This is a genomic window from Micromonospora sp. CA-248260 (assembly GCF_050942205.1).
Lineage (GTDB): Bacteria > Actinomycetota > Actinomycetes > Mycobacteriales > Micromonosporaceae > Micromonospora > Micromonospora antibiotica.
The window spans coordinates 6710521-6723271 of sequence record NZ_CP192021.1; the positions used below are offsets into that span (position 1 = coordinate 6710521).

10 protein-coding genes are annotated in these 12751 nt (G+C 74.3%); 4 read left to right on the forward strand and 6 right to left on the reverse strand.

The features are described 5' to 3' along the window. The first annotated feature begins 34 nt into the window (after positions 1-34). The 4 genes from eccCa to ACQP2H_RS29250 all read left to right on the forward strand — a co-directional run bounded on the left by eccCa (position 35) and on the right by ACQP2H_RS29250 (position 7074). A complete protein-coding gene (gene eccCa, locus ACQP2H_RS29235; RefSeq protein WP_357536488.1) occupies positions 35-4006 on the forward strand; it encodes a type VII secretion protein EccCa in 3972 nt (1323 codons plus the stop codon). Positions 4007-4079: 73 nt separating this feature from the next. Further along, on the forward strand, positions 4080-5477 hold the full coding sequence (gene mycP / locus ACQP2H_RS29240; RefSeq protein ID WP_357536490.1) for a type VII secretion-associated serine protease mycosin: 1398 nt from the start codon (positions 4080-4082) through the stop codon (positions 5475-5477). Positions 5478-5518: 41 nt separating this feature from the next. Continuing rightward, a complete protein-coding gene (locus ACQP2H_RS29245) occupies positions 5519-6316 on the forward strand; it encodes a phosphatase PAP2 family protein (RefSeq protein ID WP_357536492.1) in 798 nt (265 codons plus the stop codon). Between the two features lie 29 nt (positions 6317-6345). Beyond that, the gene (locus tag ACQP2H_RS29250; RefSeq protein ID WP_357536494.1) at positions 6346-7074 is read left to right on the forward strand and encodes a phosphatase PAP2 family protein; all 729 of its coding nucleotides are present in this window, start codon (positions 6346-6348) and stop codon (positions 7072-7074) included. A 63-nt stretch (positions 7075-7137) separates the two neighbouring features. Here the strand turns inward: ACQP2H_RS29250 and ACQP2H_RS29255 are convergent, their stop codons facing one another. The 6 genes from ACQP2H_RS29255 to ACQP2H_RS29280 are packed head-to-tail and all read right to left on the reverse strand — an operon-like array spanning position 7138 to position 12655. Then, positions 7138-8316: a MarP family serine protease gene (locus ACQP2H_RS29255; protein WP_208567727.1), complete on the reverse strand. Its 1179-nt coding sequence runs from the start codon at positions 8314-8316 to the stop codon at positions 7138-7140. Positions 8317-8374: 58 nt separating this feature from the next. Then, positions 8375-9073, reverse strand: a complete 699-nt coding sequence (locus ACQP2H_RS29260) for an NUDIX hydrolase (protein WP_208567726.1) — start codon at positions 9071-9073, stop codon at positions 8375-8377. Positions 9074-9101: 28 nt separating this feature from the next. Further along, positions 9102-9848 (reverse strand): TlpA family protein disulfide reductase, encoded by a 747-nt coding sequence (locus ACQP2H_RS29265; RefSeq protein WP_433229610.1) that lies wholly within the window; start codon positions 9846-9848, stop codon positions 9102-9104. After that, positions 9845-10633, reverse strand: a complete 789-nt coding sequence (nth, locus tag ACQP2H_RS29270) for an endonuclease III (protein ID WP_433229613.1) — start codon at positions 10631-10633, stop codon at positions 9845-9847. The genes ACQP2H_RS29265 and nth overlap by 4 nt, the downstream gene beginning before the upstream one ends. 52 nt (positions 10634-10685) lie before the next feature. Then, on the reverse strand, positions 10686-11843 hold the full coding sequence (locus tag ACQP2H_RS29275) for a CapA family protein (protein ID WP_357536500.1): 1158 nt from the start codon (positions 11841-11843) through the stop codon (positions 10686-10688). Positions 11844-11899: 56 nt separating this feature from the next. Continuing rightward, positions 11900-12655, reverse strand: coding sequence for an adenosylcobinamide amidohydrolase (locus ACQP2H_RS29280; protein WP_357536502.1), 756 nt, complete (start codon positions 12653-12655; stop codon positions 11900-11902). Positions 12656-12751 lie beyond the last annotated feature (96 nt).

Here is a 12751-nt window from a genome sequence, read left to right on the forward strand (position 1 = left end):
GTTCGGGTTACCGAGCGCCACAGGGAGGTGCCTTTTGTCCACTGTCGTCATCAAGCGGCCACCGCGCCGGCCCGCGCCGGAGATCCCGGTCGGCGAGCTGCCCGTGGAGGGCCCGCCGGAGATCCCCGTGGTCACCGGCGGACGCTGGCAGCAGGCACTGATGGTGCTGCCGATGCTGGGTGGCACGGTGGCGATGGCGATGATGTTCGGTCGGGGCGGCGGCGCCTACTCGTACGTGGTGGGCGGCATGTTCGGGCTCTCCTCGGTGGCGATGCTGATGACCTCCTGGGGCAGTGCCTCCGGCACGCCGAGGAAGTCGGAGATGATGGCCGCCCGCCGGGAGTACCTGCGGCACCTGACCGGGCTGCGGCGACGGGTCCGGCAGACCGCCCGGCAGCAGCGTGCCGGGCTGTACTACCGGCACCCGGACCCGGGTCGGCTCTGGTCGACGGTGGACAGCCACCGGGTCTGGGAACGCCGCCCCGGCGACCCGGACTTCGGTGTGGTCCGGATCGCCGTCGGGCCGCAGACGCTGGCCACCCCGCTGGTCCCGCCGGTCACCCGCCCCCTGGAGGAGTTGGAGCCGATGACCGCCGGGGCGCTGCGGCGTTTCCTCGACGCGTACTCGGTGGTGCCGGACCTGCCGGTGGCGCTGTCGCTGCGCAGCTTCGCCCGGGTCTTCGTCCGGGGTGGGCGGTCCGACGGCACCGGCGGGGCGGCGGAGAGCGGCGGCACGGGGTCGCCCGACGCGCAGGCGCTGGCCCGCGCGATGCTCACCCAGCTCGCCGTCTTCCACGCCCCCGACGAGTTGCTCGTCGCGGTCTGCGCCGGCCCGGAACGGCGGCGGCACTGGGAGTGGGTCAAGTGGCTGCCGCACGCCCACCACCCGAGCAGGGTCGACGCGCTGGGCCCGGTCCGGCTGGTCGCCAGCTCCGCCGTCGAGCTGGAACGGCTCCTCGGCGAGGTGCTGGCCAGCCGGTCCCGGTTCAGCCCGGCCGGGCCGGCCACCGACGGCCCGCACGTGGTGGTGCTCCTCGACGGCGGCGACCTGACCGACGCCACCGAACTGACCGGCGACGGCGGCATCGACGCGGTCACCGTGCTCGACCTGGACACCCCGCCGCCGCGCCTGCTGGACCGGTTCGCCCTGCTGCTGGAGGTCCGGGCCGGCCGGCTGCACTCCTGGTCGGCCGAGGGGCACGCCGAGGTGGGCCGCGCCGACCGGCTGGACGTCGCCGACGCGGAGGCGGTCGCCCGCCGGCTCGCCCCGCTGCGGCTCGCCGCCGTCAGCCGGGGCACCGAGGCCACCCCCGGTGCCGAACTCGACCTTCCCGAGCTGCTCGGGCTCGGCGATCCGGAGGGGTTCACCGCCGACCAGGGTTGGCTGCCCCGCTCACCCCGCGACCGGCTGCGGGTGCCGATCGGCGTCGGCGTGGACGGCGGCGCGGTCGAGCTGGACCTCAAGGAGTCCGCGCAGGACGGGATGGGCCCGCACGGGTTGCTGATCGGCGCGACCGGCTCCGGCAAGTCGGAGCTGCTGCGTACCCTGGTGTTGGCGTTGGCCGCCACGCACAGCTCGGAGCAGCTCAACTTCGTGCTTGTCGACTTCAAGGGCGGAGCCACCTTCGCCTCCTTCGACCGGCTGCCGCACACCGCCGCCGTGATCACCAACCTGGTCGACGCGTTGCCGCTGGTCGACCGGATGGTGGACGCCATCAACGGCGAGCTGATGCGCCGCCAGGAGCTGCTACGCCGGGCCGGCAACTTCGCCAGCCTGCGCGACTACGAGCGGGCCCGGGCGGCCGGTGCGCCGCTCGCCCCGCTGCCGTCACTGCTGCTGGTCTGCGACGAGTTCTCCGAGCTGCTGTCGGCCAAGCCCGACTTCATCGACCTGTTCGTGCAGATCGGTCGGCTCGGCCGGTCACTCGGCGTGCACCTGCTGCTGGCCAGCCAGCGGCTGGAGGAGGGGCGGCTGCGCGGGTTGGACACCCACCTGTCGTACCGGATCGGGTTGCGGACCTTCTCGGCGTTGGAGTCCCGCACGGTGCTGGGGGTGCCGGACGCCCACGAGCTGCCCCGCTCCCCCGGGCACGGCTACCTGCGCGCCGGCACCGACCCGCTGGTCCGGTTCCGGGCCGCGTACGTCTCCGGGCCGGTCCGGCGGCGCAGCGGGGGGACCGGCGGCGGGGCGGGCGGGGTGGCCCGGCTGCTCGCCTTCTCCACCCACCTCGTCCCGGTGCCGGAACCGGTCGCCCCGGTGGCCCTGCCGGCCGTCGGGGAGACCGCCGAGACCCTGCTCGACACGCTGGTCGGCCGGTTGGCCGGGCAGGGTCCGCCGGCCCACCAGGTGTGGCTGCCGCCGCTGGAGCACGCGCCCACCCTGGACGAGTTGCTCGGTCCGCCCACCGTCGACCCGCAGCGTGGCCTGGGCTTCGCCAACCCGGAGCTGCACGGTGGCCTCCAGGTGCCGGTGGCGATCGTCGACAAGCCGTACGAGCAGCGACGCGACCTGCTGTGGTTGGCGCTGGGCGGGCCGGCCGGGCACGTGGCCGTGGTCGGGGCACCGCAGAGCGGCAAGTCGCACGCGGTGCGGACGTTGGTCTGCGCGCTGGCGCTCACCCACACGCCGACCGAGGTGCAGGTCTACTGCCTGGACTTCGGTGGCGGCGGGTTGACCGCGCTGCGGGAGCTGCCGCACGTGGGCGGGGTGGCCGGCCGGGCCGACCCGACGGTGGTCCGGCGTACCGTCGGGGAGGTCGCCACCCTGCTCGCCGAGCGGGAACGCCGCTTCGCCGAGCTCGGGGTGGAGTCGATGGCGGCGTGGCGTGACCGCCGCCGGGCACTCACCGCCGCCGGTCAGCCCACCGTCGACCCGTTCGGTGACGTGTTCCTCGTCGTGGACGGCTGGGCCACCCTGCGCGGCGAGTACGACGACCTGGAACCCCTGATCACCGACCTGGCCACCCGGGGTCTGTCCTACGGGGTGCACGTGGTGGCGAGCGCCGTGCGTTGGCTGGACTTCCGGCCCGGCATCCGGGACCTGTTCGGTTCCCGGGTGGAGCTGCGTCTGGGCGACCCGTCGGACTCGGTGGTGAAGCGGGCGGCGGCGGCCGGGGTGCCGGAGCAGGCGGGCCGGGGGATCACCGCGCAGAGCCTGCACCTGCTCACGGCCCTGCCGCAGCTCACCGGCGGGGACACCGGGGATCTGGTGAAGGCGGTCGCCGGTGCCTGGTCGGGCCCGGTCGCCCCCCGGGTGCGGTTGCTTCCCCCGGTGCTGCCGTACGCCGAGTTGGACAAGGGTGCCGGCACCGGCCTGGCGTTCCCGGTCGGGATCGCCGAGGCGGATTTGCGCCCGGTGCTGCTCGACTTCACCACCGAGCCGCACTTCGTGGTCTTCGGTGACGCCGAGTGCGGCAAGTCGTCGTTCCTGCGGGCGCTGGCCACCTCGATCATCGACCGGTTCACCCCGGAGCAGGCCCGGGTGATCCTGGTCGACTACCGGCGCAGCCTGCTCGGCACCGTCGAGACCGACCACCTGATCGGGTACGGGACGGCGGCGGCACACACCGCCGAGTTAATCGAGTCGGTCGCCGGTTACATGCAGGGTCGACTGCCCGGCCCGGAGGTCACCCCGGCGCAGTTGCGGGACCGTTCCTGGTGGTCCGGCCCGGAACTGTTCATCCTGGTCGACGACTACGACCTGGTGGCCAGCGGTCCGGCGAACCCGCTGCGGGCGTTGGAGGAGCATCTGCCCCAGGCCCGTGACGTCGGCCTGCACCTGGTGCTGGCCCGCCGCTGCGGTGGCGCCGGCCGGTCCCAGTACGAGCCGATCGTGCAGCGCCTGCGCGAGTTGTCCACCGCCGGACTGGTGATGAGCGGCAGCCCCGACGAGGGGCAGTTGGTGGGTGCGGTCCGGCCGGGTCCGTTGCCGGCGGGGCGTGGCCGGCTGGTCACCCGACGCGAGGGCGTACGCCTCGTGCAACTGGCCCATCTGCCGCCACCGTGATCCGGGTGTGCCGGAACGTGCCGTGTCGGCGGGGAGAACCGGTAATCTCCGTGCAGCAGGTGTCCCGTGATGAATGGCTGACGATGTGACCAGGGTTGGGCAGGGCTCCCCGACGGCGCTGCACCGGTTCGCCGGGCGGGCGCTGCTCGGTGTCGCGGCGACCACCGTCACCGTGTTGGGCACGGCCCCACCTCCGGCTGCCGCCGCGGTCCCCGCCTCCATGCCGGCCCCGTCGTCGGTCTCCACGGTGGCCGGCCGTCCGGCCGCGCTGGCCGGGGCGCGCACCGGCACCCCGCTGGCCGAACCCGACTTCGCCCCGGTGCAGGCCCGTGCCGACCGGGTCCGCGACGACCAGTTCCAGCTCGACGAGCTGAACGCGGCCACCGCCTGGCGTACCTCGACCGGGCGCGGCGTGACGGTCGCGGTGATCGATTCCGGGGTGGACGGTGGCCACCCCGACCTGGTCGGCCAGGTGCTGCCCGGCATGGACCTGGTCTCCCCCGCCGGTGGCGACGAGCCGGACCCGGTGGGGCACGGCACCACGGTGGCCAGCCTGATCGCCGGGCGCGGCGACGACCGGCGGGGGGTGGTCGGGCTCGCGCCGGACGCCCGGATCCTGCCGGTCCGGGTGCTCGACGACGAGAACCGCTACGACGACGCGATGATCGTCGCCAAGGGGGTGCGCTGGGCGGTCGACAACGGCGCCCGCGTGATCAACCTGTCGCTGGGTGGCAGCGGCGACAGCCCGGCCCTGGCCGCCGCGCTGGACTACGCGTTCGCCCGGGACGTGGTGGTGGTGGCCTGCACCGGCAACGTCGCCACCTCCACCACGTCGAAGGTCTGGTATCCGGCCCGGGAGCCGGGGGTGATCGCGGTGGCCGGTCTGGAACGCGACAGTGAGAACCTGTGGTCCGGTTCGATCACCGGCCACGCCACCACGCTGACCGCTCCGGCGACCGGCCTGGTCGGGGCCCGCCCGCCGAGCAACTACTGGGGGGTGCAGGGCACCAGCTTCGCCGCGCCGCTGGTGACGGCGACCGCCGCCCTGGTCCGCGCCCGCTACCCGCAGATGTCCGCCGGGGACGTGGTGAACCGCCTGCTGAGCACCGCGAAGGACATCGGTCCGACCGGCCGGGACGACCGCTTCGGGTACGGCCTGGTCGACCCGGTCGCCGCGCTCACCGCCGACGTGCCGCTGATCTACCGCAACCCGTTGGACGACAACGACTCCCCCGGGGTGGTCGGGTTCGGCCCCGCCCCCGGTGCCGCCGACGACACCCGGGCCGGGGGCACCGGCAGCGACCCGCTCGGCTTCGCCGCACCCCGCCAGCAGACCCGGTGGACGGCCCAGCCGGCCGGCGGTGCCGACGACGCCGCCCCCCGCCGGCTGTGGACCGGGGTAGCCGTGATGGTCGCCCTGGTCACCGGGGTGGCGTTGATGGTGCGCCGGTTCCGGTTGTGGGGCCGTTGAACCGGGCCTGAGATCGGGCGCGGGTGGGTAGAGCAGGGCGCATGAGTTCCTCCGGCCCGCGTACCTCCGTACCCCCGTCGGAACGGTCCTGGCGGGACCGCCGCCTGGACCGGGACCACTCGCTCGGGTTGCGGTTGACCCTGGCGTCGGCGGCGGCGTTCCTGCTGCTGGTGCCGTTCGCGTTGCTGGCGGTGCTGGTGGTGGGGGCCTGGTCGCCGCTGCACGACCTGGACGCCGCGGTCACCGACGCCCTGCACCGGTTCGCCGCCGACCATCCGGTGTGGGTGCGGGCGATGAAGGCGTGGACGCACCTGGCCTCGCCGGGGCCGCTGCGGGTGGCCGCGCTGGTCGTGGTGGTGTGGTCGTGGCGTCGCGGAGCCCGCCGGCTGGCGCTCTGGGTGGTCACCACGATGGCCGTCGGCGGGGCGCTCGGTGCGCTGTTGAAGCTGCTCGTCGGCCGGGAACGACCGGAGCTGCTCGACCCGGTGGCCCGCGCCGCCGGGTTCTCCTTCCCGTCCGGGCACGCGCTGAACGCGACCCTCGCGGCGGGGGTGCTGCTGCTGGTGTTCCTGCCGTTCACCCGGGGCCGCCCGGTGGCCCGGGTGCTGCTCTGGACGGCAGCCGTGCTGCTGGTCGGGGTGACCGGGCTGAGTCGGGTGGCGCTGGGCGTGCACTGGGCCAGCGACGTGTTCGGCGGCTGCCTGCTGGGGGTGGCGGTGGCGGCGGCCACCACGGCGGCGTTGCGCACCTGGCGGGAGCAGGCCGGGCTGCCGGCCACCCGGGCCACCGTGGACGGGGTGTCGCCGGAAGTGGCCGATCGACCGGGCCCGTACGCGTAGCGGGCCACCGGCGGGGGTACTGGGCGGCCATGTCCGCCATCGCTGCGCAGGTCGCCAAGCGGGTCCTTCTCCCGGTGACCCTGCTGCTCGCCTTCATGGTCCTGCTCGGGCTGCTGGTGACCCGGGTCCTCGACGACGTCTGGCCGTTGACCGTGGAGGACACGGTCAACCGGGAGTTGGCCGCCGACCGCACCGGCGGGTGGAACGACGTCTCGCTGGTGTTCAGCACGCTGGCCAGCACCCAACTGATCGTCGTGGTCACCGTGCTGGTGGCGCTGGTGCTCCGGCTGGTGCTGCACCGCTGGCGGGAGCCGCTGTTCCTCTGCGCGGCGGTGACCGCCCAGGCGCTGGTCTTCCTGCTCACCACGATGGCCATCGACCGGCAGCGCCCGGCGGTGGAACACATGGACGTCTCCCCGCCGACGTCGAGCTTCCCGTCCGGCCACACCTCGGCGTCGGTCGCCCTCTATGCCGGTATCGCGCTGCTGCTGGCGCTGCGGGCCAGGAGCACCGCCGGCAAGGTCACCTGGTGGACCCTGCTGGTGCTGGTGCCGGTCGGGGTTGCGGTGACCCGGATGTACCGGGGCATGCACCACCCGAGCGACGTGGTGGCGTCCTTCGTCAACGGCGGCACCTGTGTGGTGATCATGGCGCGGGCGGTGCTCGACCGCTCACTGACCTGGGGCCGGGCCAAGCTGCCCGGCCGCGCCCCGGCGGGCGGGGACACCCCGCCCGCCCACGCTCCGGCCGTCGGCTGACCCCGGGTCCCGCCCGACCGCCGGCTGACCCCGGTCCCGGCCGGTCGGGAGGCGTCGGCGGGCTCAGGTGCAGTCGCCGGTGGCCACCCCACGGGTACGCTCCGCGCCGGCCAGCGCCACCGGTCGGGCCTCCTCGGCGGTGACCGCGAAACCGGTGTTCGGGTCGTCCGCCGCCGCCGCGAAGATCACCCCGAGCACCAGGCCGTTGGAGGAGACCAGCGGGCCGCCGGAGTTCCCGCTGCGCACCAGCGCCCGGATCGTGTAGATCTCCCGGTTCACCTTGCTGGCGTTGTAGATGTCCGGGCCCTCGATCCGGTCCACGTCCCGGATCCGGGCCGGCCGGGCGTCGTACGGGCCGTCGAGGGGGAAACCCAGCACGATCGCGTCCGCGCCGCTGCCGGCCTGCCCGGCGGCGAAGCGCAGGGACGGACCGGGCAGCCCCGGCACGTACAGCACGGCCAGGTCGCGGTCCGGGTCGTAGACGACGACCTCACCGTCGTACCGCTCGCCGCGCAGTTCGACCGCGACGGTACGGGTGCCGGCCACCACGTGCGCGTTGGTCATCACCCGGTCGTCGGCGTAGACGAAGCCGGAACCCTCGATCCGGCGTGAGCAGCTCGGCGCGGAACCCAGCACCTTCACCACCGCCCGCTGGCTGTTCGCCACCACCTGGGAGCCGGCCAGCGCCGGGTCCGGTGGGGCGACCTGCCGCGCCGAGGTACGGCCCAGCCCGTTGAACACGTCGGGGAACCCGTTGGTGTCGACGGTGTCCCGCAGCGCGGTGGACAACTCCTGGGCCTGGTCGGGCAGGACCCGGTCCACCACGGTCAGCAGCGCGCTGTTCTTGACCGAGGCGGCCAACCAGGGCAGCGACGAGGAGCCCAGCGGGACCGCGACCAGCCAGGCCACCAGCATCACCGCGAGGATCGAGACGAACGCGCCCCCGATGTCGTCGGCCCGCCTGGCGGTGTCGTTGGTGATCGTGCGTCGCAGGTGGGAGCCGAGCCAACCGGCCAGCGCCTGGCCGAGCACGGCGAGCCCGAACACCGCGACCAGGGAGACCAGCACCCGTGTCCCGCTGTCGACGAACTGTCGGGCCAGCAACGGCCCGAGCTGGAGACCGATGAGCGCACCCAGGAAGAACCCGGAGAACGACAACGCCCCGATGACGAAGCCCTGACGGTATCCGCTGATCGCGAACACCAGCATGAGCAGGAGCAGAACGAGATCCACGGCCGACACCGGTCAAGGGTACGTGCACCGGACACCCGTGCGGCGCTGTGGATGCGGAACGTGACGGTCAGGTCAGCGGGCCGGCCAGTTCGTCCGCCTCGTCGGTGCCGGCCGAGGGGGCCGGGGTGGCCCCGGTCGGCGGCAGCTCGACCACCCGCGACCAGGGCCACGGCCGGGCCCAACCGCCCATCTCCAGCAGGGCGGCCAGCACTCCGGCGGTGAAACCCCAGACCAGCATCCCCCGGACGGAGAACGCCGGGCCGATCCAGCCGCTGGAGTGGCGGACCCGCAGCCGGTTGGCCGGGTCGACCAACTCGGCGACGGGCAGCCGCGCGACGTGCGCCACCTCGGCCGGCTCCCGGGGGTGCACCGGGTGCGGGCTGTGCCACCAGGCCAGCACCGGGGTGACCACGAAGTCGCTGACCGGGATCCAGAGCTTCGGCAGCTCGGCGAGGACGGTCACGCTGGCCGGGTCGAGGTCGACCTCCTCGTTGGCCTCGCGCAGCGCGGTGGCCCGCGCGTCGGCGTCCTCCGGGTCGGCCGCGCCGCCGGGGAAGGCCGGTTGGCCGGCGTGGTTGCGCAGCGTGGCGGCCCGTTGCAGGACCAGCACGTCGGGGCCGACGCCGGGCTGTTCACCGAGCAGCACCAGCACCGCGCTCTCCCGGCCGCCCTCCTCGGGGGTGGTCAATCGGGTGAAGTCCTCGGCGCGGGCGGTGCCGAGCCGGTCCAGCAGCGGGTCGAACCAGGACGGCGGACGGGGATTCACCGGGTCGGCCCGGCACCGGGGGTCGGCCTCACGCGGGCACCGCCAGACCGAGGTGCCGGCGGACCAGGTCGGCGAGGCGGGCGTCGTCGAGCGCGCCGGAGTTGTCGGTGTGCCGGATCCGCCCCTGCGCGTCGACCAGCAGGGTGAGCGGCACGGCCGTGCGACGCAGCTCCCGTTGCAACGCCTCGCCCTGGTCGAAGAGCACCGGGAACCGGATGCCGAAGTCCTCACCGATGGCCTGCGCGCCGTCCCGGCTGTCCCGGCTGTTCACCCCGATCACCTGGAGCTGGCCGGCGGCGCGGACGCTGAGCCGTTGGAAGGCAGGCAGCTCCTGGCGGCAGGGCGGGCACCAGGAGGCCCACACGTTGATCACGGCCGGGCCGTGGATGTCGCGCAACGCCACCGGGGACCCACCGGTGAAGCAGGAGAGCGTCAGCTCGGGCAGGAGGCTGCCGCCACCGTCGGCCGGAGCCGGGCTGCCGGCCGTACCGCTGCCGTCGCCGGCACCGGCGGACCCGGTGGGGGCGGCGGCACCGGCGGACCCGGTGGGGGCGGCGGCACCGGCGGACCCGGTGGGGGCGGCGGCACCGGCGGACCCGGTGGGGGCGGCGGTGCCGGGGGCCGGCGGGGCGGTCAGGGTGGCGCAGTCGGCGAACGGCGACGGGCGCGGGGCCCGGTCGGGGCCGGTGGCGGAGCCTGTCGGCTCGGCGGCGTCGGTGCAGCCGGCGAGGACCAGCAGCGGCGGGACGAGCAGTGCGGCGAACCGGCGTTTCACGGTGCCTCCGCGACGACGGCCTGTGCCGGCACCAGCTCCGGGTCGACCCCGGCGGCGACCGCGAGCTCCCGGGCCCGGGGGCCCTTGAGCAGCTTGGCGGCGGCGGCCGGCTCGGTCGGCCCGAGCCCGTACGACGGGCAGAGCCGGGTCAGGGTGCACGCCCCGCAGGCCGGCTTGCGGGCGTGACAGACCCGCCGGCCGTGGAAGATGATCCGGTGGGAGAGCATGGTCCACTCCCGCTTGGGGAAGATCGCCCCGATCTCGTGTTCGATCTTGACGGGGTCGGTCTGGATGGTCAGCCCCCAGCGCTGCACCAGCCGCTGGAAGTGGGTGTCGACGGTGATCCCCGGGACGTCGAAGGCGTTGCCGAGGATGACGTTGGCCGTCTTGCGGCCGATCCCGGGCAGCGTCACCAGGTCGGCCAGCCGGCCGGGGACCCGGCCGTCGTACCGCTCGGTCAGGGCCTGGCCAAGCTTGATCAGCGAGTCGGTCTTGTTGCGGTAGAACCCGGTCGGCCGGATCAGCTCCTCCAGCTCGCCCCGGTCCGCCCCGGCGTAGTCGGCCGCCGTCGAATAGCGGGCGAACAGCTTCGGGGTGACCTCGTTGACCTTCTTGTCGGTGCACTGGGCGGAGAGGATCGTGGCGACGGCCAGCTCCAACGCGGTGGAGTGGTCGAGTTCGCAGTGGGCGTCCGGGTGCGCCTCGGTCAGCGCCCGGCCGATCCGCCGGGCACGCCGGGTACGGCCGAGTTCCGTCTCGACCCGGCCGGGAGAGCTGATGGTCACGCCGGCCAGCCTACGTCGCCGCCCCGACGGGCCGCCGGAGCACGCCCCCGGGTCAGCCGGCGTCGGGCGGGCTGATCTTCCCCTTGCCGTCGAACCGCGCCCCGGTACGCGGGAAGTCGTTGCCGCTGAGCTGCTTGACCAGCCCGAGCCCCTGGTCGGCGGAGTCCATCCCCGGCTTGCCCACGGAACTCATCCGGGTGGAGGTGAACGAGCCACCGGCGAAGCTGCCGTCGGGCTTGAGGGAGACCTTCAGCACCCCGCCCCAGCCGAGCCGGCCGGTCGGGTTGAGCGACCGGGCACCCCCGGCGAAGTTGCCCAGGCTGTACGCGATCAACCGGCCCTGGTAGAACTCCATCCCGCGCAGCACGTGCGGACCGTGCCCGACGATCAGGTCGGCCCCGGCGTCGATCATGGCGTGGGAGAACTTCACCGGGTCACCCCGGTTCTCGCCGAGGAACATCTCGGTGCCGGGCCGGACCCGGGTCTTGTCCGACCCCTCGCCACCCATGTGCACCTGCACCACGACCAGGTCGGCCATGGTGGCGGCCTTCTCGACGACCCCCTTGGCGGCGTCGATGTCGACCAGGCTGTTGGACCACGGGTACGACGAGAAGCCGGCCACCGCGACCTTCACCCCGCCGACCTCGACCACGGTGATCTGGTCCGGCGCCCCGGTGTGCTTCAGGCCGTGCTTCTCCAGTGCCTGCTGGGTGTTCTCGTAGCCCTGCGGGCCGAAGTCGTAGCCGTGGTTGTTGGCCTGGTTGAGCAGCTGGAACCCGGCGTCCTTGAGATGGGAGGCGTACTCCGGGGGGACGCGGAACTGGTAGCAGTTGCTGGCGTTCGCGCCGCACTTGCCGGTGCCGGTGTCGGTGGTGAGCGGCTCCTCCAGGTTGCCCATCACCAGGTCGGCCTTGAGCGCACCCTTGACCTCGTCGAAGAAGCCCTTGCCGCCGTTGGCGGGCAGCCGGGACGGGGCCATCCCCATCACGATGTCCCCGGTTGCCGACAGGGTCACCGACTCGTCCTTGCCGGCCGCCCCGGTGGTGGTCGGTACCGGGGAGCCGCTGACGCCACCGCCACCACCCGGACGCCAGACCGGGTCCGGGGTGTCGTGCTGGGCGCAGCCGGCGAGGAGCACGGCGAGCAGCGCGCCGGTGGCGTACGCGGCGCGGCGGCGGGGACGGGACTGGGAGAAGGCGGCAGAGTACATCGCCCGCGACGCTACCGGGTGGGTAATCGACCGACGACGGCCGATCGGACGGAAGTTCAGCACGACCGCCGCTGCGACCACGGGACGCAGGGCACCGCCCCGCCGTCGCGGACCGCCGCGTGGACGACCCGGGCCAACGGGGCGCCCCAGGTCGACCGGGGGCCGCCGTAGGGCTCCGCCCGGCCGGCCGGCGGGCAGAGCACGGTGACCGCGTCGGTGGGGGTGCCGGTGCCCGGTAGGCCGAGTTCCCCGATCGCCTGGCACTTCGCCTCGGTGGCGGTGGCGACGGCGTTCACCAGTGCGGCGTCGCCGAGCGCCACCGGCACGTAGACGACGACGTTGACCGTCCCCACCCGCTGCGCTAGGGCCCCGCCCTGCCCGGGGGCAGTGCCCTGGCCGGGGGTCCCGCCCTGGCCGGGGGCGACGCCCTGCTCGGGAGCAGCGCCCTGCTCGGGGGTAGCGGGCTGGGCGGGGGCGGCGGCCCAGAGGGGGGTGCCGAGGCCGACGGTGACCCAGGCGCGGACGCCGGTGTCGGTCCGGGTCACCACCTCGGCGACGTCCACTCCGGTGAGTAGGCCGATCCCGGGCCCGTCGAGGCCGAGCCGGTCGGCGAGCTCAGCCAGGTGGGCCGCCGGGTCGTCCCGGTGGTACGACATCGGCACGGTCGCGTTGACCACCCAGTGGCGTACGCCGACCCCACCACCGAGCGGACCGGAGCTGACCGCCCGCAGCGGTGAGCCGGCCCGCCACACCAGGAGCGGTATGTCCCATCCGTCCTCGAAGCGGTGGGTCAACACCGGGTCGCCAAGCACCGGGACACCCTACGACCAGCGGCGACAACTGTCGGTGAGCAGGTGGTGTGGGCGGCTGATCGTAGTGGCCGATCGGGTCGGCGGGGTTACGCCCAA